The 19,768-nt window shown below is 66.2% G+C and carries 26 protein-coding genes and 1 tRNA gene; 16 read left to right on the top strand and 11 right to left on the bottom strand.

All coding sequences use genetic code 11. The features are described from left to right. The first annotated feature begins 56 nt into the window (after nt 1-56). Nucleotides 57-647 (top strand): PadR family transcriptional regulator, encoded by a 591-nt coding sequence (locus tag NF699_03900; GenBank protein ID USU05848.1) that lies wholly within the window; start codon nt 57-59, stop codon nt 645-647. Further along, nucleotides 644-934 carry a DUF2218 domain-containing protein gene (locus NF699_03895; GenBank protein ID USU05847.1) on the top strand — a complete coding sequence of 97 codons (291 nt, stop codon included), beginning with the start codon at nt 644-646 and terminating at the stop codon, nt 932-934. The genes NF699_03900 and NF699_03895 overlap by 4 nt, the downstream gene beginning before the upstream one ends. Before the next feature lie 78 nt (nt 935-1,012). Here NF699_03895 and NF699_03890 read toward each other — a convergent pair whose 3' ends face one another. Then, nucleotides 1,013-2,152, bottom strand: coding sequence for a glycosyltransferase family 1 protein (locus NF699_03890; GenBank protein USU05846.1), 1,140 nt, complete (start codon nt 2,150-2,152; stop codon nt 1,013-1,015). A 72-nt stretch (nt 2,153-2,224) separates the two neighbouring features. Here NF699_03890 and NF699_03885 point away from each other — a divergent pair, with 72 nt between their 5' ends. The 6 genes from NF699_03885 (at nt 2,225) to NF699_03860 (ending at nt 7,544) form a co-directional block, all read left to right on the top strand. Then, a complete protein-coding gene (locus NF699_03885) occupies nt 2,225-2,923 on the top strand; it encodes a glutathione S-transferase N-terminal domain-containing protein (protein ID USU05845.1) in 699 nt (232 codons plus the stop codon). Between the two features lie 81 nt (nt 2,924-3,004). Next, the gene (gene radA / locus NF699_03880) at nt 3,005-4,378 is read left to right on the top strand and encodes a DNA repair protein RadA (protein USU05844.1); all 1,374 of its coding nucleotides are present in this window, start codon (nt 3,005-3,007) and stop codon (nt 4,376-4,378) included. A gap of 86 nt (nt 4,379-4,464) precedes the next feature. Next, complete coding sequence (locus NF699_03875) at nt 4,465-5,028, top strand: CvpA family protein (GenBank protein ID USU05843.1); 564 nt, start codon at nt 4,465-4,467, stop codon at nt 5,026-5,028. Further along, nucleotides 5,025-5,462 carry an iron-sulfur cluster assembly scaffold protein gene (locus NF699_03870; GenBank protein USU05842.1) on the top strand — a complete coding sequence of 146 codons (438 nt, stop codon included), beginning with the start codon at nt 5,025-5,027 and terminating at the stop codon, nt 5,460-5,462. The genes NF699_03875 and NF699_03870 overlap by 4 nt, the downstream gene beginning before the upstream one ends. Continuing rightward, complete coding sequence (locus NF699_03865; protein ID USU05841.1) at nt 5,455-7,221, top strand: cation:proton antiporter; 1,767 nt, start codon at nt 5,455-5,457, stop codon at nt 7,219-7,221. The genes NF699_03870 and NF699_03865 overlap by 8 nt, the downstream gene beginning before the upstream one ends. Beyond that, on the top strand, nt 7,218-7,544 hold the full coding sequence (locus NF699_03860) for a DUF423 domain-containing protein (protein USU05840.1): 327 nt from the start codon (nt 7,218-7,220) through the stop codon (nt 7,542-7,544). Before NF699_03865 ends, NF699_03860 begins: the two co-directional genes overlap by 4 nt. Before the next feature lie 45 nt (nt 7,545-7,589). On the opposite strand, the gene NF699_03855 is transcribed toward NF699_03860, so the two are convergent. The 7 genes from NF699_03855 to NF699_03825 form a co-directional block, all read right to left on the bottom strand. Further along, entirely contained in the window at nt 7,590-7,763 is a 174-nt protein-coding gene (locus NF699_03855; protein USU05839.1) for a hypothetical protein, read from the bottom strand. After that, nucleotides 7,756-7,971, bottom strand: a complete 216-nt coding sequence (locus NF699_03850; GenBank protein ID USU05838.1) for a hypothetical protein — start codon at nt 7,969-7,971, stop codon at nt 7,756-7,758. The genes NF699_03855 and NF699_03850 overlap by 8 nt, the downstream gene beginning before the upstream one ends. Nucleotides 7,972-7,987: 16 nt before the next feature. Beyond that, complete coding sequence (locus NF699_03845) at nt 7,988-8,272, bottom strand: MbcA/ParS/Xre antitoxin family protein (GenBank protein USU05837.1); 285 nt, start codon at nt 8,270-8,272, stop codon at nt 7,988-7,990. Continuing rightward, nucleotides 8,269-8,445 carry a hypothetical protein gene (locus tag NF699_03840; GenBank protein ID USU05836.1) on the bottom strand — a complete coding sequence of 59 codons (177 nt, stop codon included), beginning with the start codon at nt 8,443-8,445 and terminating at the stop codon, nt 8,269-8,271. The genes NF699_03845 and NF699_03840 overlap by 4 nt, the downstream gene beginning before the upstream one ends. Nucleotides 8,446-8,819: 374 nt before the next feature. Next, on the bottom strand, nt 8,820-8,960 hold the full coding sequence (locus tag NF699_03835) for a DUF2256 domain-containing protein (GenBank protein ID USU05835.1): 141 nt from the start codon (nt 8,958-8,960) through the stop codon (nt 8,820-8,822). Further along, on the bottom strand, nt 8,960-10,063 hold the full coding sequence (aroB, locus tag NF699_03830) for a 3-dehydroquinate synthase (GenBank protein ID USU05834.1): 1,104 nt from the start codon (nt 10,061-10,063) through the stop codon (nt 8,960-8,962). Before aroB ends, NF699_03835 begins: the two co-directional genes overlap by 1 nt. Next, nucleotides 10,060-10,629, bottom strand: coding sequence for a shikimate kinase (locus tag NF699_03825; GenBank protein ID USU06982.1), 570 nt, complete (start codon nt 10,627-10,629; stop codon nt 10,060-10,062). The genes aroB and NF699_03825 overlap by 4 nt, the downstream gene beginning before the upstream one ends. A gap of 212 nt (nt 10,630-10,841) precedes the next feature. Between NF699_03825 and NF699_03820 the strand changes: the two genes are divergently transcribed. Genes NF699_03820 through NF699_03810 form a run of 3 tightly spaced genes read left to right on the top strand, consistent with a single transcriptional unit; the run spans nt 10,842 to nt 14,564 of the window. Beyond that, a complete protein-coding gene (locus NF699_03820; protein ID USU05833.1) occupies nt 10,842-12,683 on the top strand; it encodes a hypothetical protein in 1,842 nt (613 codons plus the stop codon). A 5-nt stretch (nt 12,684-12,688) separates the two neighbouring features. Then, nucleotides 12,689-13,606, top strand: coding sequence for a tyrosine recombinase (locus NF699_03815; GenBank protein ID USU05832.1), 918 nt, complete (start codon nt 12,689-12,691; stop codon nt 13,604-13,606). Between the two features lie 10 nt (nt 13,607-13,616). Continuing rightward, nucleotides 13,617-14,564 (top strand): acetyl-CoA carboxylase carboxyltransferase subunit alpha, encoded by a 948-nt coding sequence (locus NF699_03810; protein ID USU05831.1) that lies wholly within the window; start codon nt 13,617-13,619, stop codon nt 14,562-14,564. 83 nt (nt 14,565-14,647) lie between these two features. Here the strand turns inward: NF699_03810 and NF699_03805 are convergent, their stop codons facing one another. Both NF699_03805 and NF699_03800 read right to left on the bottom strand, forming a co-directional pair. Next, nucleotides 14,648-14,815 (bottom strand): Flp family type IVb pilin, encoded by a 168-nt coding sequence (locus NF699_03805; protein USU05830.1) that lies wholly within the window; start codon nt 14,813-14,815, stop codon nt 14,648-14,650. A gap of 131 nt (nt 14,816-14,946) precedes the next feature. Next, nucleotides 14,947-15,147 (bottom strand): Flp family type IVb pilin, encoded by a 201-nt coding sequence (locus NF699_03800; GenBank protein ID USU05829.1) that lies wholly within the window; start codon nt 15,145-15,147, stop codon nt 14,947-14,949. 30 nt (nt 15,148-15,177) lie between these two features. Here NF699_03800 and mutT point away from each other — a divergent pair, with 30 nt between their 5' ends. From mutT to NF699_03785, 3 genes are all read left to right on the top strand, one after another. Further along, entirely contained in the window at nt 15,178-15,609 is a 432-nt protein-coding gene (gene mutT / locus NF699_03795) for an 8-oxo-dGTP diphosphatase MutT (GenBank protein USU05828.1), read from the top strand. Between the two features lie 80 nt (nt 15,610-15,689). After that, nucleotides 15,690-15,763: transfer RNA gene (locus NF699_03790), tRNA-Cys, on the top strand. A 272-nt stretch (nt 15,764-16,035) separates the two neighbouring features. Next, the gene (locus tag NF699_03785) at nt 16,036-16,740 is read left to right on the top strand and encodes a hypothetical protein (GenBank protein ID USU05827.1); all 705 of its coding nucleotides are present in this window, start codon (nt 16,036-16,038) and stop codon (nt 16,738-16,740) included. 291 nt (nt 16,741-17,031) lie between these two features. On the opposite strand, the gene NF699_03780 is transcribed toward NF699_03785, so the two are convergent. Next, on the bottom strand, nt 17,032-17,406 hold the full coding sequence (locus NF699_03780; GenBank protein USU05826.1) for a hypothetical protein: 375 nt from the start codon (nt 17,404-17,406) through the stop codon (nt 17,032-17,034). 156 nt (nt 17,407-17,562) lie between these two features. Here NF699_03780 and NF699_03775 point away from each other — a divergent pair, with 156 nt between their 5' ends. Beyond that, the gene (locus tag NF699_03775) at nt 17,563-18,243 is read left to right on the top strand and encodes a protein-L-isoaspartate O-methyltransferase (GenBank protein USU05825.1); all 681 of its coding nucleotides are present in this window, start codon (nt 17,563-17,565) and stop codon (nt 18,241-18,243) included. Nucleotides 18,244-18,261: 18 nt separating this feature from the next. Further along, a complete protein-coding gene (locus tag NF699_03770; protein USU06981.1) occupies nt 18,262-19,767 on the top strand; it encodes a TolC family outer membrane protein in 1,506 nt (501 codons plus the stop codon). Nucleotide 19,768: the final 1 nt, after the last annotated feature.

Raw genomic sequence — 19,768 nt, 5'->3', positions numbered from 1 at the left:
TCTTGTACATTTCCTTGAAAGATATATCTTGGATGCATCGGAATAGAGGAACGACGATGTTTAAACATATGCACGGACACGGTGGTCGCGGCTGCGGACCGCGTGGCGGATGGGGCGGCTGGGCCGCTCATGCCGAAGCGCGCTTCGGTGGGTTTCAGGAGGACGGTCGCGGCGGTGGCGGCCGGCGGCGGATGTTCGACGGCAGCGAGTTGCGGCTCGTGCTGTTGAAGATGATCGCGGACGAACCGCGGCACGGATACGAACTGATCAAGGCGGTCGAGGAACTAACCGGCGGGGCCTATGCGCCCAGCCCCGGTATGGTCTATCCGGCACTGACGATGCTGGCGGAGATGGAACTGATCGCCGAACAGCCATCGGAGACGACGCGCAAACGCTTCGGGGTGACCGATGCGGGCACTGCCCATCTGCTGGAGAATGCCGAACTGGTTGCGGCGATGATGGCGCGGCTGACGGCGGCTGGCGAACATCGCGCACGCAGCGACCGCGCGCCGATCCGGCGGGCGATGCGCAACCTGCGCACCGTGTTGCAGAACCGGCTGGAGGACGGTGACCTGTCGGACGAGGCTGCGCATGAGGTCGCGGCGCTAATCGACGCGGTGGTCCAGAAGATCGAGAGGTTGAAGTGAGTGTGTCCGTTGCCCGTGTGCCGACCGGGTCGGCCAGTCGTTACCTTCAGCAGCTCGCCAAGCACTGGAGCCACAAGATGGAGGTCAGCTTCACCGCGGAAGAGGGCCGTATCGCGTTCCCCGGCGGATCGGTGCTGGAAATGAAGGCGGACAGCGATACGCTGGATGTGGTGCTGACCGTACCGGACGGCGACGATGTCGAACGAATGCGGGACGTAGTGTCGAGCCATCTCGATCGGTTCGCCTTTCGCGAGGCGCCGCTGACGTTCGACTGGCGGGAAGGGTAGGAACCTTCACATTGCTACCCCGCAAGGGGGGTCGGGGACAAACGAAGATTCGGTCGACGCGTCTTCGGTGCGGGTCTGTTACCCGTGCAACTCGAGGTAAGTATCGAGTACCGCCTGGTTTGCCGTCACCCACCGATATCCCGCTGCCCGGTCCACGCCTGCCAAGGCCATCGCAGACTTCAGCGCCGCATCGGCGACGATGCGACCGATGGCGTCGGCATAACCGGACACATCGGTCGGCTCGACGAGGTAGCCGGTCACTCCATCCTCGACCAGATCCACCGCGCCGGTCGCGCGCGCAGCGACGACGGGGACGCCGGCCGCCATCGCCTCGGTCGTCACGTTGCCGAAGGTTTCGGTGATCGACGGATTGAAGAACACGTCCATCGAGGCGACCGCGCGACCGAGATCGTCGCCGGACTGGAAACCGGCGAAGATCGCGCCTGGCGCCTGTTCGGCGAACCAGCCCTGCGCCGGCCCCTTGCCGACCACCAGCACCTTGTGCGGCACGCCCCGTCGGGTGAGTTCCTTCACGACGTCGGCAAAGACGTCGAGGCCCTTTTCCTTCACCAGTCGGCCGAGGAAACCGATCGCGATGTCGTGATCAGCGATGCCGAGGCTGCGACGCCAAGCAAGGCTGCGGCGGGCAGGGGTGAAGCGATCGTGATCGATGCCGCGCGACCAGATGGTGATCGGCGTGGTGACGCCCCATTGTCGTAGCAGCGCGCCCATGCTCGGGCTGGGCGGCATGACGCGATCTACACGGTTGTAGAAGCGCCTCATGATCGCCTTGATCACCGGCTCGACGAACCCGACACGGTAATAGCGGAAATAGGTTTCGAAGCGCGTGTGAAAGGATGCGACAGTCGGGATGTCGTGCTTGCGCGCCCAGCTGACTGCGCCGTGGTTCAGGAAATCGGGTGCGGAGACATGGACGACGTTGGGCGCGAATGCCTCCAGATCGGCGCGGATGGCGGCGGGCAGATAGCGGCCGATGCGATATTCGCCGCGTCCGGCCGGCATCGGGATCGCTGGCACCGAGACCAGATCGCCCGCCGGCGGAAAGGCCGGACGATCGGTGGTCGGCGAATAGACGCGTACGACGACGCCGGAATCGAGCAGATGGCGAACGAGCAGGTTCAGCGCCTGATTGGCGCCGTCACGTGTGTAATTGTAGTTGCCGCTGAACAAAGCGACACGAAGATCGGTAAGTTGCATGCTGGCGCGGCCATAGCGTCGCGAATGCGGCGTGACTATGTCGTCGGTCCCGTCATCGAGGGATCCGAAATCATGACCGACCTCTCCGCATTTCCGATCGTGCAGCGCTGGCCCGCGCAATATCCTGATCGCATCCAGCTCTATTCCATGCCGACACCCAATGGCGTCAAGGTGTCTATCATGCTGGAGGAACTCGGTCTGCCATATGAGGCGCATCGCATCGATTTCGGCCGGGAAGACCAGAAGTCGGCGGCGTTCCTGTCGCTCAATCCCAATGGCAAGATCCCGGCGATGATCGATCCGCAGGGTCCGGGCGATCGGCCATTCGGGCTGTTCGAAAGCGGTGCGATCCTGCTGTATCTGGCGGACAAGACGGGCAGGTTCGTGCCCATCGATCCGGCGGGGCGCTGGCAGGCGATCCAATGGGTCATGTTCCAGATGGGGGGCGTCGGGCCGATGTTCGGACAGCTGGGCTTCTTCCACAAATTCGCGGGCAAGGATTACAAGGACAAGCGGCCGCGCGACCGATACGCGGCGGAGGCGACGCGGCTGCTGGGGGTGATGGACCGAGCGCTGGAGGGGCGGGACTGGTTCCTGGGCGACGAATATTCGATTGCCGACATATCGATGCTGGGATGGGTGAACGGACTGGTCGGCTTCTACGGCGCCGGCGATCTGGTCGGGTTCGATCGCTACCGGAACGTGCGGGCTTGGCTGGATCTTGGACTTGCACGACCGGCGGTGCAGAGGGGATTGAAGATCCCGTCGTAGTTCCATGCCACCCCCGCTAGCGCGCGGGGCGACCCCGAAATTCTGTTCCCTTCCCGTTCTCATTCCGCTACACCCCTGCGCATGGCGAAACCCCAGAAGCGTTACGTATGTCAGGCGTGCGGATCGGTGTCGCATCGCTGGGCAGGGCAGTGCGGCGATTGCGCGGAATGGAACACGCTGGTCGAGGAGGTCGGCGGGACCGTCACGCCGTTTCAGGCAAAGCATGACCTGCGCACCGGTGGACGGACGGTGCAGCTGGTCGGCCTGGATGCCGAGATCGTGCTGCCCGAACGGATGGCAACGGGGATCGCCGAACTCGACCGGGCGCTGGGCGGCGGTTTCGTCGAAGGGTCGGCGACGCTGATCGGCGGCGATCCGGGGATCGGCAAATCGACCTTGCTGCTGCAGGCGGCGGCGAAGCTGGCGATGGCGGGGCGCAGCGTCGCCTATGTCTCGGGCGAAGAGGCAACCGATCAGGTCCGGTTGCGGGCGCGACGGTTGGGCCTCGGCAATGCGCCGGTTCAGCTGGCGGCGGCGACGTCGACGCGCGACATCCTGACGACGCTGTCGATGGGGCCGCCTCCCGCGCTGCTGGTGATCGATTCGATCCAGACGATGCATTCCGATCTGATCGAGGGGGCGCCCGGTACGGTCAGCCAGGTCCGTGCCTCGTCGCAGGAACTGATCCGCTTCGCCAAGGAACGCGGCACCTCGCTGGTGCTGGTCGGGCACGTCACGAAAGATGGATCGATTGCGGGGCCGCGCGTGCTGGAGCATATGGTCGATACGGTGCTGGCGTTCGAGGGCGAGCGCAGCCACCAGTATCGTATCCTGCGTGCGATCAAGAACCGCTTCGGCGGCACCGACGAGATCGGCGTCTTCTCGATGCAGAGCGAGGGGCTGGAGGAGGTATCGAACCCGTCGGCGCTGTTCCTGACGCAGCGCGACGAGGGCGTCACGGGGACGACGGTGTTCCCCGCACTCGAAGGAACGCGGCCGGTGCTGGTCGAGATCCAGGCGCTGGTCGTGCGGCTGGCGAGCGGAGCGACGCCGAGGCGCGCGGTGGTCGGCTGGGACAGTGGGCGGCTGGCGATGATCCTCGCGGTCCTGGAGGCGCGGTGCGGGCTGAGCTTTTCCAGCGCCGAAGTGTATCTGAATATCGCCGGGGGATATCGGGTGCAGGATCCCGCGGCCGATATGGCGGTGGCCGCGGCGCTGGTGTCGGCGTTGTCGGAACGGCCGGTGCCGGTCGATGCGGTGGCGTTCGGCGAGGTCGCCTTGTCGGGCGAGGTGCGCCCGGTGGCGCATGGCGCGCTGCGGCTGAAGGAAGCGGCCAAGCTCGGCTTCGAGCGTGCGCTGGTGCCCGCAGCGGTCGCGAAAGAGGACAGCCCGCTGCGGATGACGGGGTTCCGGACGCTGGGGCAGTTCGTCGATCATATGCTGGGGCGGGGGTGAGTTCTGCCGGGAAGGTGTCGCGTCCGGTGAGGACATGCACGACGCGGGACTAGCGGCGAGGCACTCGCATCCCTATTCCCCTATCCATGGGGCTGACCGCACTCGACATCATCGTACTCATCGCCGTGGGCGGTGCCGCTTTGCTCGGATTGAAGCGGGGCTTCGTCACCGAAGTGCTGTCGCTGTTCGCGTGGATTGCAATCGTTGCGATGCTGAAGCTGTTCCACGTCGCGCTCGCCGCGAAGCTGTCGACGGTCATCGGCACGCCATCCGGCGCGGCGGTGGCGGCGTTCGTGGTGATCGCGGGCGGCACGTATCTGGGCGGCAAGCTGGTCGCCAATGCGATCGGTAAGCGAACGCGGCAGTCGATCCTGGGGCCGGTCGACCGCGCATTGGGCTTCGGCTTCGGCGCATTGAAGGGCCTGATCATCGCCAGCCTCGGATTTCTCGTCGCGGCATTGCTGGTCGACACCGCACGCGGCGGCCCGTCGCAGCGGCCTGAGTGGATGACGGCGTCGCGCACCTATCCGTTGCTCAACGCGACCAGCGCCGGGATCGCCGATTTCGTCGACCGTCGGCGCCGCGGACAACCGGTCTTCGGATCGCGGCAGAGCATGGACCAGTCCGACAATGCGAGCGACCGGCCATGAACGCGCCCCTCTACAACGCCGAGATCCTGCGCCTCGCGGCATCGATCCCGCATCACGCCCGGCTGGAGCATGCCGCTGCCACGGCCGAGAAACGTTCGCCGATCTGCGGCAGCCGGGTGACGGTCGATGTCGGGATCGACGACGGGGGACGTGTCAGCGAAGTTGGCCTGCTGGTCCGCGCCTGCGCTCTGGGTCAGGCATCGGCATCGCTGCTCGCCGCGGACATCCTTGGCAAGACGCCCGAGGAACTGACTGCGGCGCGCGATGCACTGACCGCATGGCTCTCGGGCGAGGGGGACATACCGGACTGGCCGGGGCTTCGCGTGTTCGAACCGGCGTTGACCTATACCGCGCGCCATCCCTCGATCCGGCTGGCATTCGAAGCCGCGGCCGAAGCAGCCATTGCGGCACGTGAGGCGCGTGCGCATGCATGAGGCCGCCGGGGACGTCTCGATGCTGAGGGACGGGATGATCCTGCTCGGTTTCGGGCTGGCGTTCGTGTTGCTGTTCCGCAAGCTGGGCCTTGGTGCGACGCTGGGGTTTCTCGTCGCAGGTGCGGTCGTGGGCCCACATCTGCTGGGCCTCGTCGGCGATGCCGAATCGAAGCTGGGCATCGCCGAACTCGGCATCACGCTGCTGCTGTTCGTGGTCGGGCTGGAACTCAACCCGACACGATTGTGGCGGATGAAGCACGAAATCTTTGGCGTCGGCCTGTTGCAGGTGGTTACCTGCGGCCTTGCAATCACCGCCGTGGTATGGGGCCTCGCCCGCTTTTCCGCGCCCGCCGCGTTCGCGCTCGGACTGCCGCTGGCGCTGTCGTCGACGGCGCAGGTGTTGCCGATGTTGCAATCTTCGGGAAGGATGCGGACGCCGTTCGGCGAGCGGGCGTTTTCGATCCTGCTGTTTCAGGACCTGTCGATCGTCCCGCTGATCACGATCGTCGCCGCGATGAGCCGGAACCCGGCCGATGCCGACGGACCGCCCGGGTGGTTGCTGGCGGTCTATACCGTACTCGCGGTGGTGGGGCTGATCCTCGCCGGCCGGTTCCTGCTGCGGCCGTTGTTCCGGCTGATCGGCAATCTGGGCGAGCGCGAGATGTTCGTGTTCGCAGCGCTGTTCACCGTCATCGCCAGCGCGGCGGTCATGGAGGCTTTGGGCCTGTCGACCGCGCTCGGCGCGTTCATCGCCGGCGTGATGCTGGCGGACAGCCCGTATCGGCACGAGCTGGAGGCGGACGTAGAGCCGTTCCGCTCGATCCTGCTCGGCCTGTTCTTCCTTGCCGTCGGCATGCTGCTGAACCTGCAGGCAATTGCCGACCGGCCGCTGTTCGTGCTGTCGATGGCACTCGCGCTGATCGCGACCAAGACGGCAGTGATAACGCTGATCGGTATGGTGTTCCGGATGACGTGGCGCAGCGCGCTCGCACTCGGGTTGCTGCTCAGTCAGGGCGGTGAATTCGGGTTCGTCCTGTTCGCGCAGGCACAAGCCGGGCTTCTCGTCGCGCCGGAAGCGGCGAGCCTGTTCGGGGCGATCATCACGCTGTCGATGGCGACGACACCGTTCCTGATGGCCGCGACCAAACGTTTCCGCGAGGAACCGGTGGCGAAGGATCAGGCGCGCGACGGACCGACCGCGGACGGGGCGAACGCGATCATCGTCGGATACGGGCGATTCGGCCAGACGGTCGGGCAGATGCTGCTGGCGCAGGGCATTCCGGTGACGCTGATCGATACCGATATCGAGATGATCGACATCGCCGGCGAATTCGGCGCGAAGGTCTATTACGGCGACGGCACGCGGATGGACCTGTTGCGGCAGGCGGGTGCGGCGGATGCGGAACTGATCCTGTTCTGCATCGACGGCGACCAGATCCAGCCCGACACGCTGGAAGGCGTGCGTGAGGCATTCCCAAAGGCTGCCATCTATGTACGCGCCTTCGATCGACGCGCGTTGGTCAAGCTCAAGAAAACCTCCGCCGTCTACGTCGTACGCGAAGTGCTGGAATCGGCGGTAAAGATGGCGCGGGTGGCGATGCGCGATCTCGGGATTGCCGGTGCCGATATCGACCGTGCGGAGGATATGTACCGCTCCCGGGACAAGGAGCGGCTGCGCATCCAGATCGAGGCGGGGGATCTGCGCGCGGCGCGATCGATGGTGGCGGAACAACAGCCGTGGGGGAACGATCCGCGATGATCCTCGGTATTCTCGCCGCGCTGTCGGGCGCAATCGCGGTGGCCGCCGGGGCGTTCGGCGCGCATGGTGCCAGCGGCCCCGCGGTCGAATGGCTGAAGACCGGTGGCCAGTATCAGCTGATCCACGCGGTCGTGGCACTGGTCGCGTTGCGGATGGAGGCGCGCGGACCGGCGTCGCTGTTCGTCATTGGTGGCGCGATTTTCGCAGTCACGTTGTACCTGATGGCCTTGGGTGCGCCGCGCTGGCTGGGTGCCGTGACCCCGATCGGCGGTTTGTTGCTGATCGGCGGATGGCTTTGGCTGGCATGGACGCTACGCGGCTGATCGCCGGGTCGAACAGACTGCTGACGACCGTTCGAACGGCTAGTATCAGAAGCGCAGCCGGAGGCGATCCATCATCGTCATCACGGCAATTGGATCGCGGCCGAGCGCGGTAGCGAGCTGTTCGAGCGTCTCGCCCGATCCGATCCCGCGGCGCAGGGCGGTGATATCGCCCTGCGTCCAGCGGCGATGCACTGCTGATATCGCGACCGCGTCAGTCATTGCGCACCCACTTTGCCCGCGTGACGGCGCCGGTCACCATCCGATCGGCGAACACGACGCGCATGCGAGCGGCATCCTCGCCGTTCGTGAAGACGACGCGGGTGCCGGCCGGCATGATCGCCTCGATCGCGCTGATGCTCGCGCCATGGCTGGCGGCGGTCGCCTTGACCTCCGCCAGGGGTGCGGTGACATTCATCGCCCTGGACATGCCATGGTCCCCCTGTTCAACGCGACGGAACTGCAACAGCCAGTTCGGCCAGTACGCCTTCCACCCGATTCAGGCCGGCATCGCTGGCGATCGCCAGGTCGAGCGGTCGGCCACCAAGCTGCGGATGATCGGCGTTGAGGAATGCCATGACCCGCTCGCGGTCACCGAAGGTCGACCACGCAAGCGCTGCTACGCGCGCCTGACGTGCTGCGTCCTGTCTGGGCATCATGGGTCGCGACTTGCGGAAGACGCGGCTTGGTTTGTCCTGCGGAACGGACGTTTCGCGATCGGCGGCGATCAACTGACGCGCGCCGCCAGCAGGGCGGAATTACCAGCGGCGGCGCGCAAGCCGGCGATTCTGTCGGCATAAGCTGCGGTCAACCCGCGATGCGCTGCGCGTGCTTCGCGTGAGCTGGCCCCGGTCGATGCGGCCAGCGACACCTGATGACGGTGGAAAAGATAATTGAGATCCATGACGACTCCCCCTGCTGTAAGCGGGAGCACACATGGTCTCTCAGTCGGAGGCGCCTACGATCGGTTGCCTGCGATGCGTGCGATATAGCCGTTGAGGGACGAATTTGTAAGAGCCCGATGATCCCTGCGGTGGCCCTTGCCGGTGCGCCGCGACGCTGCGCGACGCACGTCTAAATTATTTGCGGATCGTCACCATGCCGACGGGATTGTCCTTGGTCGATGCATTGGCGGCGATCGTCTTGACCTTTTCCGCCTTGGGCTTGCGGACTTCCTTGTTCGACTTCTGCTGGCTCTTCGCCATCGTCGCTATCCTTCGGGGCGGGACGCCCCCCTGCGGCCTACACCCCTTCGGCCCAACCCCGGCATGAATAGCGTCAGCGCTTTTTACGGCACGCGTCGGAGCAATAGATCACGCTGTCCCAATCCTTCGCCCACTTCTTCCGCCACGTGAACGGACGCCCGCATGCCGGGCAGATTTTGGTCGGGAGGTTCTGCTTGGCGACGCCGTTGGGCATCAGCGCGGCTGCGCATCGAGAAAGGCTTCGACGACGTCGAGGTCGACGGTCTTGTCGAGGTAGGTTTTCCCGATTCCGTGGGCCAGCAGGAAGGGGAGCGTGCCGGCCGCCATCTTCTTGTCGTGGCGCATATGCTCCACCAGCGTTGCGCCGGTCGCGGCGATGCCGGCGGCGGCGGGTCCGTCGGGCAGGCCGACGTCGCGCCAGTGCGCCGCGACGCGTTCCGAATCGTCTCGAGGGCAGATGCCTTGCGCGGCGGAAAAGGCGAATGCCAGCGCACACCCTGCGGCGACCCCCTCGCCGTGGGTCAACGCCTGCGAAAATCCGGCCTCCGCCTCCAGCGCGTGGCCGAAAGTATGGCCGAGGTTGAGCAGGGCGCGCGTGCCGTTCGTCTCGTGCTCGTCGGCGGCGACGATCCGCGCCTTTGCGGCGACCGCGTGGGCGATGGCATGATCGCGTGCGGCAGGATCGCCGGCAATCAGGTCGGTGCCATGGGTCTCGCACCATGCGAAAAAGGCGGGATCGTCGATCAGGCCGTATTTGACGACCTCCGCATAACCGGCGCGAACTTCGCGCACGGGCAGGGTGTTGAGCACCGAAGGATCGATCAGCACCATCGCCGGCTGGTGAAAGGCGCCGATCAAATTCTTGCCGGCGCGCGTATTGATTGCCGTCTTGCCGCCGACCGAACTGTCGACCTGTGCCAGCAGCGTCGTCGGGATCTGTACGAACCGGCACCCGCGCTTGAGGATCGCGCAGGCGAAGCCGACGAGGTCGCCGATGACGCCGCCGCCCAAGGCGATGACGTGATCGCCGCGCTCGACGCCGAGGTCCAGCAGCCTGTCGCACAGGGCGGCGAGTTGATCCCAGCTCTTGGTCTTCTCGCCCGGCTCCAGCACGATCGCTTCGGTCCGGATACCCGCAACGCCGAGCGCGGCACGCAGCGCTTGGCAATGCGGCAGGACGTTGCGGTCGGTGACGATCGCCATCGTCCGTCCGCGCGCCAGCGGCGCCAGGTGATCGGCGGCCCGCGCCAGTAATCCCGCCTCGATTAGGATGGGGTAGCTGCGGTCGCCAAGTGCGACGGTGATCGTCGTACTCATACGTCCGTGCGCCGCAGGCCGATCGCCTTCAGGATCGCGTTCACCGTCGTTTCGTGTGGAGATTTGTTGCTGGTGATGTGGATATGCGCCTCGGCGTAGATCGGGTTGCGGACGGTGGCGAGCTCGCTCAGCACCTGCCGTGGATTGCGGCCGCGCAGCAAGGGGCGGGTGTCGCGCCGGCCGACGCGTTCGGCGAGCACGTCGGGATGCGCATCGAGCCAGATCGCGGTGGATTCGGCGAGGATCAACGCGCGGGTATCGTCGTTGATGAACGCGCCGCCACCGGTTGCGATAACCTTTGGCGTGCCATCCATCAGCCGGGCGATGACGCGGCGTTCACCGTCGCGGAAATAGGGCTCGCCGAAGCGCTCGAAGATTTCGGCCACCGTCATCCCCGCCGCTTCCTCGATCGCGTGGTCGGCGTCCACGAACGGCAGGCGCAGACGACTGGCGAGCCGGCGGCCGACGGTCGACTTGCCGACGCCCATCAGGCCGACCAGCACGATCGCGCGCGGGGCTCCCGGGCGGGCGGATCCGATGGTCGGGGGATGAGCGCTTTGCAACATGGCCGGGTGCGCTATACAGCGGGTCAGGACGGGGCAAAAGCTCCGCGCCACGTTTTACGTGATCCCCTCGCGTTCTTGTACATCAAGGTACGGTATGTCCCGCTTTGCCCTTTCCGTCGTCGTTGTCCTCGTACTGGTCGTCGGCGGCCTGTTCCTGCTCGCCGGGCGGGCGTCGGAGCGGCCGCAGACCCATGTCGAGAAAGACGTGACGCTTGCGAACCTCAGCTAAGGCGCGGGTCATCCTCTGCGCGCGGGTCGGCGTCGCGGCGGTGGCGATCGCGACCGCCGGCCTGTCGGCTTACGGTCCCGCAGTGGGCCAGGACCGACCCGAATCGATCCTGCCCCCCGGCTTCGGCGAGCCTGCCACCCAGCCGACGGCACGTGCGACGCCCGGCTCGCCGCGATCGGGCACCGGCGTCGCAGCACCCGGAACGGCGCCCACCGAGACGCCGACGGGGTTCGTTCAGCCGTTGCCGGTGGCGACGCCGACGCCGCTCGCGAGCGCGACGCCCACACCGGCGCCGTCGGTCGATCCGGCGGTACTGGCGCAATATGAGATGCCGGACTTCGCCCGCCGTTCGCTGTCCAGCGTCGGCGCGGCCGGACCGCGCGAGGGCGCTCTCGCAGCAGCAGCATTTGATGGCGCGGACGGACGGTTCGTCGAGGGATTGATGCGTCGCATCGCCGCGCCGGTGCCGTCGCGCTGGCTGTCGATCGTGTTGCGGCGCACGCTGGTGGCGCAGCTTGATACTCCTGCACGCGTCGATGGCGCGAATTTCGCGGCGGAACGCGCATGGCTGCTGCTGCGGATGGGCGAAGCGGTCGGCGCACGCGCCGTGGTGCAGAGCGTCGACAACGGCAACTACACGCCCAAACTCTATCAGGTCGCGATGAACGCCGCGCTGGCGGCGGGCGACCCGGCGGGGCTGTGCCCGATCGCCGATGCGGGACTGGCAGCCACGCAGGAGCGTGGCTGGACGCTGGCGCAGGCGATGTGCGCGGGTCTGGCCGCCGAGCCCGCGCGGGCGAAGGCGCTGATCACGGCTGCGCGACGACGCAAGGTCGCGACGGGGATCGATCTGCAACTGGCGCAGAAGGTTGTGGGCGCAGGGCCGGGCGGCGGACAGGCCGTGACGATCGAATGGGCCGGCGTCGACCGGCTTTCGGCATGGCGATTCGGACTCGCCGCCGCGACCGGGGTGACGATCCCCGACGATATGCTGGCGACGGCCGGTCCGCAGGCGCGCTACTGGTATGCGCTCGCGCCCGGCATTCCGCTCGCGGAGCGGATCGCATCGGCCGAGGCGGCGGCGGCGCAGGGCGTGCTGTCGGCGGCGGCCTTGATCGATCTGTATGGCGCGGTCGACACCGCCAACGACATGCCGGGCGCGGCGAGCGCGCTGGCGAACGATCTGCGCAGCGCCTACACGGCCGGCGACGTCAACGCACGACTTGCGGCGATGCGGCAGGTGTGGGGTAGTGGCGACAAGACGCCGCCTTATGCCCGTCTGATCCTGACGTCGCGCGCCGCCGCGCGTATTCCCGCGCGCCTCGGCGTCGAGGATGCGCGATACGTGGTCGCCTCGATGCTGACCGCCGGTCTGGATCGCAGTGCCGCGCGCTGGCGTGCCGCGGTAGAAGAGGGCGGCGACGCGTGGGCGATGATCGCGCTGGCCGATCCGGATGCGGGTGGGCGGCTGAGCTATGGCGAGCTGTCGTCCTATTCGGGCCGCGGCGACGCGGCGTTGAAGCAGCGGTTGTTCTTCGCGGGTCTGGCCGGTCTCGGCCGGCTCGCCCCCGACGATATCGAGCGCGCCGCAGCGGCGCTGGATGTGCGGATCGGTGCGGAGAACAGCTGGACGCGCGCGATCGACCGCGCGGCGGCGGACGGCCAGCAAGGCACGGTGGTGCTGCTCGCCGCGATCGGCATGCAGACGCCGGGGTGGCGCGGTGTACCGCCGGCGATGCTGTACCGGATCGTCGGCGCCTTACGCTCGGTCGGGTTGGAGGGCGAGGCGCGGATGGTCGCTGCCGAGGCACTGGCGCGGGTCTGACGCACATGATTGCGGCCGATCGCGCGTTGATCGAGCGGTTCCTCGAGATGTTGACGGCGGAGGCGGGCGCGGCGGCGAACACCGTGGCAGCCTATCGCAGCGACCTGGCGCTGGCATCGGCGGCGATCGAGGGCGGGCTGGCGGCGGCGAGCATCGCGCAACTGCAAACGCTGGCGGAGGGTTGGCAAAGCCTTGCCCGCGCGACCGTGGCCCGCAAGTCGGCGGCATTACGCCGCTTTTACGCCTTTCTGCTCGACGAGGGGCATCGGTCCGACGATCCGGGCAAGGCCCTGCCGCGGCCGAGCACGGCGCGGTCGTTGCCCAAGGTGCTGAGCCATGCGGACGTCGATCGGCTGTTTGCGGTCATCGCCGACCGCTGTGCCACCGCGCGACCGCTGCCCGGTGACCTGCGGCTCTCGGCATTGACCGAATTGCTGTATGGATCGGGCCTCCGGGCGACCGAGCTCGTCAGCCTGCCGCGCAACGCCATCCATCCCGACCGGCCGTTCCTGATCCTGAAGGGGAAGGGCGGGCGCGAGCGGCTGGTGCCGATCTCCGATCGCGCACGCGCGGCCGTGGCGGCGTGGCGCGCGCATGTCGCGGCGGATCGGCCATGGCTGTTTCCTTCGGGCAAGGGGCATCTGACGCGCATCCGTTTGTATCAGCTGATCAAGGCGCTGGCGGCGGACGCAGGCATTCCCCCCGATCGGATGAGTCCGCACGTGCTGCGTCACGCCTTCGCCACGCATCTGCTCGAAGGGGGCGCCGACCTGCGCGCGCTCCAGACGATGCTGGGTCATGCGGACATCGCGACGACCGAGATCTACACCCACGTCGATGCCAGCCGACTGGTCGAGCTGGTCAATACACGGCATCCGCTGGCCGATGCCGGCCGCGTTGACGTAACGCCGCGTCGCCCGTAACCCGCGCGGCATGGCGAGCTTCCTCGAATTCGAAAAACCGATTGCCGAACTGCAGGGCCGGATCGACGAGCTGCGGGCGACCGCGGCCGACGGCACCATCGACATCGCGGCGGACCTGACGCGATTGCAGGCCAAGTCGGACAAGCTGCTGCGCGATACTTTCGCGAAGCTGACCCCGTGGCAGAAGACGCAGGTCGCGCGTCATCCCGAACGTCCGCATTTCAGGGATTACGTCGCCGGCCTGTTCGACGAGTTCGTGCCGCTGGCGGGCGACCGCGCCTTTGCCGACGATCAGGCGATCATGGGCGGCTTCGCGAGCTTTCGCGGTCGCAAGGTCATGGTGCTGGGGCACGAAAAGGGATCGGACACCGCATCCCGGCTGCGCCACAATTTCGGCATGGGCAAGCCCGAGGGCTATCGCAAGGCGATCCGCCTCGTGGCGCTTGCCGACCGGTTCGGCCTGCCCGTGGTGACACTCGTCGACACGATGGGCGCCTTCCCGGGTATCGAGGCCGAAGAGCGTGGGCAGGCGGAAGCGATCGCGCGGTCGACCGAGGCATGCCTCGCCGCGGGTGTGCCCGTGGTCGCGGCGATCGTCGGCGAAGGCGGATCGGGCGGCGCGGTGGCGCTGGCCGCCGGCAATCGAGTGCTGATGTTCGAACATGCGATCTATTCGGTGATCAGCCCCGAAGGCTGTGCGTCGATCCTGTGGCGGACCGCCGACAAGGCGGCGGATGCCGCGGAGGCAATGCGCGTGACGGCGCAGGATCTGAAGACGTTCGGCGTGATCGATACGATCGTACCCGAACCTTTGGGCGGTGCGCACCGTGACCCGGCCGAGGCGATCAGGATGCTCGGCGATGCACTGGCGACGGCGCTCGATTCGCTCGGCACCCGCGATCCGCAAACGCTGCGGCAGGAACGTCGAGCCAAATTCCTGGCGATGGGGCGGCTCTGAGTCGCCTCGACCGACGCTGAACGAAAGAGGGCGGCGGAACCTGCGTTCCGCCGCCCTCGTCGTATCCTGGTCGAACGTCGCTCTTACGAAGCGGTCATGTTCGACGAAACGTTGTTGAAGGTCGTCTTGAGCTTGTTGCCCAGACCCTGCATGGCAGCAATAGCGGCCACGGCGATCAGCGCGGCGATCAGGCCGTACTCGATGGCGGTCGCGCCCTTGCTGTTCTTGATGAACTTGCGAATCGTCTGCATTCCGGTCTCCATATCCGATACTTCAGTCACCCGGCTGAACCGGTGAACCGGAGCAGCGAGGAATGATTTACGCGGGCAAGGTTGCCAAACATTTAAGCGAAACGGGTTTTTGTTCCCGCATCGGACCGGGTTCAGCCGGCGGCGACGACCTTGTCGCTCACATTGCGCCACATGTCGGTGTTGGCGTTCGCGACCTGCTTGAGCGCGACGATCATCACGATGACGATCAGCGCGAGGATCAAGCCGTACTCGACGGCCGTAGCCCCCCGCGAATCCCGCAGGGACAGTGACACCCGGCCGGTGAGGCGGCGAAGGAGCGAGCGCGGCTTCATAGCATCCGCCTAGCAAGGAAGGCTTAAGGAATGGCTGACGATGCAAACCGATCGCTGACGAACCGGCATTTGATGCCGGTCGTTGCCGCTGCACTGGTGGATGACAGCGGCCGGGTGCTGTTGCAGCGACGTCCGCCGGGAAAGCAGATGGCCGATCTGTGGGAATTTCCCGGCGGCAAGGTGGAGGCTGGCGAAACGCCGGAAGCCGCGCTGGTGCGCGAACTGGCGGAGGAACTGGGGATTCGCGTCGAACCGGTATCGCTCACGCCGCTCGCCTTTGCCAGCGCCAGCCTTGGCGATCGACACCTGCTCCTGCTGCTCTACGTCATTCGCGACTGGAACGGCGAACCCGTCGCGCTTGAGGCCAGCGCATTGGCATGGCTGCGTCCCGGCGAGATGGACGATGTGGCGATGCCGCCCGCCGATGTCCCGCTGGTCGAGGCGCTGAAGCGGTTGTTGTGACGATGCCACCCCGCCGGCCTTGCAATCGACGGTTGACGCTCGCCACAAAACCGAGCAATTGCGCGCCTCCCGAGCATCGAGGCCCGATGGCGGAGTGGTGACGTAGAGGACTGCAAATCCTCGCACCCGGGTTCGATTCCCGGTCGGGCCTCCAGTGTGTTCGAAGCGGTCGACCGGTGCGTCGACAAGATGCCCTCAAGCCATCCACTGACGTGATCGGGGCGTTGCGCCGGATGCCGCGCCGGGTTTGACGATTTGTGCCGTCCGTGTTCGTGGACTGAGACAGTGATCGCCAACATTGAACGACACTGTCGCCGTTCTCCACAAGGATCAGGTTTCGGAATTCTCGCCCATTTGTGGCAAGCGGACGCTTGCGGCACCTTGTGCAGGCTAGGCAGCCCTGATCCTCCATGTCATCGTACGGAGATGATCGGACGTCCTTTCACCGCTGCCGCTCTCATCATCTGTATGTCGGCACCTTCCCATGCGCAGGATGCGGTGCCGGCGTATGACTTCCAGGAACGGACACGCGAACTCGCATTCGACCCGGCCCGGCTCTTTCCTGAACAGTCTCAACCGGCATTGTCGATCCGTTACCTGGGAGACGACTACGGCTTTCCGGTATACGCGCTGGCAGTGCGTAGGGGCTGCGTCGATGCTGACCAGCGCGAGGCTCGTCGAACGTGCGGCGCACGACTGACTGCCCGTATGGTTCGGTCGTCCTTCAACGGTCGACCACCACGCCCACGAGTCCGCGGGCAGAGACTATTTGCTTTTATCGCCCAATCGAAACCGCAGAATGACGACGCGCTGCTCCGTTCGCTCGACGCGGCCGGTTTGGAATGGCTCGAAGCCGATGTTCGCAGCTGCATACCTGCAATGGCTCATCTCGCGACCGGTCACGATCTCAAATTTTCTCCGGGTATGGATATCACCGGTTCGCCGGCCGAGATCGTTTTACATGCCGATAAGGTCACGTTTGAGGTGTCCGATTATCTGAAAAGGTCGCGCTTCGATGGCTGGCTGAAGCCCGGGAGTCCCGCCGCATGGGCGAACGACTTTGCCGGCAGTCTGGAAGGCTGCTGGCGACCCTCAACGGCGGTTGTGCCGTGGCGGGCGGGCAAGAAGTAGGTGGTACGGGGCTGAACGCGTGCCACTGGTACGAGAGCGGACGCGATATGCTTTGCCATCAACGCACCTCCAGCGGGACACTTACGATACCCACCGCGGTAATGGCCGGGGGCAGCGGCTTGCCCGAAGCCTGATGCCGGCAGGTCTCTCGCGCCCAAGTTGAAAGCGGCGCGTCTGCCATCAGACGGGTGAGATCCCGCGCCGTTCATCACATAATGATAACCCTCGCTCGAAACGCGACGGACTCGATCAATTGGCCGGGCAGTGAGAGCAGCCCTGTACTATGTCGGATTACGCGTCTGCCGGAGCCTCGGCTTCCCCATGCCCATCGTCCCTGACTCGCACCCGCGCGGAATCGCGTGGCAGCAGCATGGGACGCATGCGAATGCCGAGGCAGATGACGGTTGGCCAGAACAGCGTGTTCAGGATGTCCGCCGTCGTATCCTCCCAGCGCCACGATCCGAAGTTCAGCCGGTCCATCACCTCATTGAACGCTTCGGCGAGCACCACCAGCGACCATGGCACGAAGCTGCCGAGCGACCGGCCCGTGATCAGCCGTGCCAGCATCAGCACCGCGAGCCCGGCGTGGATGTGGAGAATGGCGTCGGGAAGGCCGGTGCCGTCGCCGATCCACTCGATGAACTTATGATATGTCGCCGGAATCATGGCGCTTCAATAGGACGCGGTATGATCGCTGACCATCCGGCGCGGATTGCCGATTTCGGCACAGCGTCCGCTTGGCGTGGCGCGGCCCACGCGATACAAGCCGGACTGTCACGAAGTGTATTGCGCAGCTAATACGGTTGTGCGAGAGGGGTCATCATGAACATCAGCCTCGATAATAGCCATCTGGATGCCGCGACGTCGGAAACGATGCGTCATGCCATGGTGTCGAGCCAGTTGCGTACAAACGCCGTCAGCGATCAGCGTATTCTGGTCGCGATGAATACGTTGCCGCGCGAGGCCTATGTGCCCGCCGGGGTGCGCAGCATCGCCTATCGCGACACGGCGCTGCCGGTGGCGGGCGGACGCGCGATCAACCTTCCGATGGTCACCGGGCGCATGCTGACCGAGGCGTATCTGGAAAAGAACGACCGGGTGCTGCTGATCGGCGCCGCCGGCGGGTACACCGCCGCCATTCTGGCGCAGATCGTCGCCGATGTCGTCGCGGTCGAGGAGGATGCGGCACTTGCGGCGCTGGCGCGCGAGGCACTCGCCGGCACCCCGAACGTCACGCTCGTCGAGGCACCGCTCGCTGCCGGGCATGCCGACGGCGGGCCGTATGACGTACTGATCGTCGACGGCGCGATAGAGCATGTTCCCGACGTTCTCGTCGGTCAGGTCAGAACCGGGGGCCGCGTCGTCACCGGTCTGGTCGATGGCGGCGTGATCCGCCTCGCCAGTGGGCGCAAGACCGACGGCGGGTTCGGCCTTTCGCCGTTCATGGACAGCGACTGCATCGTCCTGCCGGGCTTTGCGAAGCCGCAGGGTTTCAGGTTCTAGAATATGCACGACGGGGGGATGATGCGGGGACTGTTGCTGGGGAGCGCGGCGTTGATGGGGCTCGCCGCGCCGGCGGGGGCGGAAACGCTGCGCGAGGCGCTGGCGAAGGCCTATGTGTCGAACCCGACGATCACCGGGCAGCGTGCGGCACAGCGCGCCACGGACGAGAATGTCCCGATCGCCCGTGCCAGCGGTCTGCCGGGCGTCAACGCCTCCGGTTCGGTCATCGACAATTTCCTGATCGCGAACAACAATTTCGCCAATCCGGAACGCACCGCGTCGGGCGCGGTCAACTTCTCGGTGCCGCTGTATCAAGGCGGCGCGGTGAAGAATTCGGTGCGGGCTGCGGAAACGCGCGTCGATGCGGGTCGCGCCACGTTGCGCGGGACGGAGGCGAATACCTTCACCAACGTCGTCGCAGCGTACATGAACGTGATTCGGGATGAGGCGATCACCTCGCTGAACCAGCAGAACGTCCGCGTGCTCGAGGTCAATCTGCGCGCCAGTCGCGACCGGTTTCAGGTCGGCGACCTGACCCGCACCGACGTCGCGCAGTCGGAAGCGCGGCTGGCACTCGCCCGTGCACAGCTGCAACAGGCAGAGGCGCAGCTGATTTCCAGCCGCGAAAGCTATATCCAGGTCGTCGGCACGCCGCCGGTCGCGCTCGAAGAACCGCCGGTGCTGCCCAACCTGCCCAATTCGCCGACCACGGCGGTAAGCGTCGCGCTAGACAGCAACCCCAACCTGATCGCCGCTCGCCGTCAGGCCGATGCGACACGCTTCGACATCAACGTGGCCCGTGCCAATCGGCTACCGCGGGTGTCGGGCGTCGGCGGACCTAATTACTTCAACTATCTGGGGTCGCTTCCCGCCGGCAGCCCCATCCGCAATTCCGGCACCGCCGCCTCGGCCGGTTTGCAACTGACGCTGCCCCTGTTCCAGGGTGGCCGCCCCGCCGCGCAGGTCCGGCAGGCGCAGGCGCAGCGTAGCCAGGCGCTGGAGAACGTGACGGCGACGGAACGCGCAGTGATATCGCAGGCACGGTCGGCCTATGCGATCTGGCGGTCTTCGCAACAGGTGATCGCCTCGTCCGAAACGGCGGTGAACGCGAACAAGCTGAGCCTCGAAGGCGTCCGCGCCGAGAACAGCGTCGGTACGCGCACGATCCTCGACATCCTCAACGCCGAACAGGAATTGCTCAACAGTCAGGTGACGCTCGTCACCGCACGCCGCGATGCCTATGTCGCGGGCTTCGCGCTGCTGGCGGCGATGGGCAATGCCGAGGCGCGCGATCTGGGGCTGGAGGGCGGCCCGCTCTACGATCCGGTGGTCAATTACAAGCGCGTCCGAAACCGGATCAACGACTTCGACAGCGACTCCGAACCGGTGCCCGTCGCGGTCACGACCGCGCAGACGCCGCCGCAGACCGCGGCGGTCAACAAGCCGCTCGACCCGCTGCTCGATACGCCGGTTGACAGAAGCCCCGCGTTGACGACAGGTGCTGCTTCGCCGAACCGCCAATAGG

This window comes from Sphingomonadaceae bacterium OTU29LAMAA1, from assembly GCA_024072375.1.
In the GTDB taxonomy this organism is placed as follows: domain Bacteria; phylum Pseudomonadota; class Alphaproteobacteria; order Sphingomonadales; family Sphingomonadaceae; genus Sphingomonas.
This window is presented reverse-complemented; position numbering and strand designations above follow the sequence as displayed.

What these genes read in the sequence shown, in the direction of transcription:
- NF699_03825 (USU06982.1), bottom strand. Translation starts at nt 10,629, where the DNA reads ATGTTGCAAAGCGCTCATCCCCCGACCATCGGATCCGCCCGCCCGGGA.
- NF699_03865 (USU05841.1), top strand. Translation starts at nt 5,455, where the DNA reads ATGCATGAGGCCGCCGGGGACGTCTCGATGCTGAGGGACGGGATGATC.
- NF699_03875 (USU05843.1), top strand. Translation starts at nt 4,465, where the DNA reads ATGGGGCTGACCGCACTCGACATCATCGTACTCATCGCCGTGGGCGGT.
- NF699_03770 (USU06981.1), top strand. Translation starts at nt 18,262, where the DNA reads ATGATGCGGGGACTGTTGCTGGGGAGCGCGGCGTTGATGGGGCTCGCC.
- NF699_03780 (USU05826.1), bottom strand. Translation starts at nt 17,406, where the DNA reads ATGATTCCGGCGACATATCATAAGTTCATCGAGTGGATCGGCGACGGC.
- radA (USU05844.1), top strand. Translation starts at nt 3,005, where the DNA reads ATGGCGAAACCCCAGAAGCGTTACGTATGTCAGGCGTGCGGATCGGTG.
- NF699_03900 (USU05848.1), top strand. Translation starts at nt 57, where the DNA reads ATGTTTAAACATATGCACGGACACGGTGGTCGCGGCTGCGGACCGCGT.
- NF699_03860 (USU05840.1), top strand. Translation starts at nt 7,218, where the DNA reads ATGATCCTCGGTATTCTCGCCGCGCTGTCGGGCGCAATCGCGGTGGCC.
- NF699_03800 (USU05829.1), bottom strand. Translation starts at nt 15,147, where the DNA reads ATGAAGCCGCGCTCGCTCCTTCGCCGCCTCACCGGCCGGGTGTCACTG.
- NF699_03805 (USU05830.1), bottom strand. Translation starts at nt 14,815, where the DNA reads ATGCAGACGATTCGCAAGTTCATCAAGAACAGCAAGGGCGCGACCGCC.
- NF699_03815 (USU05832.1), top strand. Translation starts at nt 12,689, where the DNA reads ATGATTGCGGCCGATCGCGCGTTGATCGAGCGGTTCCTCGAGATGTTG.
- NF699_03840 (USU05836.1), bottom strand. Translation starts at nt 8,445, where the DNA reads ATGGATCTCAATTATCTTTTCCACCGTCATCAGGTGTCGCTGGCCGCA.
- NF699_03835 (USU05835.1), bottom strand. Translation starts at nt 8,960, where the DNA reads ATGCCCAACGGCGTCGCCAAGCAGAACCTCCCGACCAAAATCTGCCCG.
- NF699_03785 (USU05827.1), top strand. Translation starts at nt 16,036, where the DNA reads ATGATCGGACGTCCTTTCACCGCTGCCGCTCTCATCATCTGTATGTCG.
- NF699_03885 (USU05845.1), top strand. Translation starts at nt 2,225, where the DNA reads ATGACCGACCTCTCCGCATTTCCGATCGTGCAGCGCTGGCCCGCGCAA.
- NF699_03810 (USU05831.1), top strand. Translation starts at nt 13,617, where the DNA reads ATGGCGAGCTTCCTCGAATTCGAAAAACCGATTGCCGAACTGCAGGGC.
- mutT (USU05828.1), top strand. Translation starts at nt 15,178, where the DNA reads ATGGCTGACGATGCAAACCGATCGCTGACGAACCGGCATTTGATGCCG.
- NF699_03775 (USU05825.1), top strand. Translation starts at nt 17,563, where the DNA reads ATGAACATCAGCCTCGATAATAGCCATCTGGATGCCGCGACGTCGGAA.
- NF699_03855 (USU05839.1), bottom strand. Translation starts at nt 7,763, where the DNA reads ATGACTGACGCGGTCGCGATATCAGCAGTGCATCGCCGCTGGACGCAG.
- NF699_03850 (USU05838.1), bottom strand. Translation starts at nt 7,971, where the DNA reads ATGTCCAGGGCGATGAATGTCACCGCACCCCTGGCGGAGGTCAAGGCG.
- aroB (USU05834.1), bottom strand. Translation starts at nt 10,063, where the DNA reads ATGAGTACGACGATCACCGTCGCACTTGGCGACCGCAGCTACCCCATC.
- NF699_03870 (USU05842.1), top strand. Translation starts at nt 5,025, where the DNA reads ATGAACGCGCCCCTCTACAACGCCGAGATCCTGCGCCTCGCGGCATCG.
- NF699_03890 (USU05846.1), bottom strand. Translation starts at nt 2,152, where the DNA reads ATGCAACTTACCGATCTTCGTGTCGCTTTGTTCAGCGGCAACTACAAT.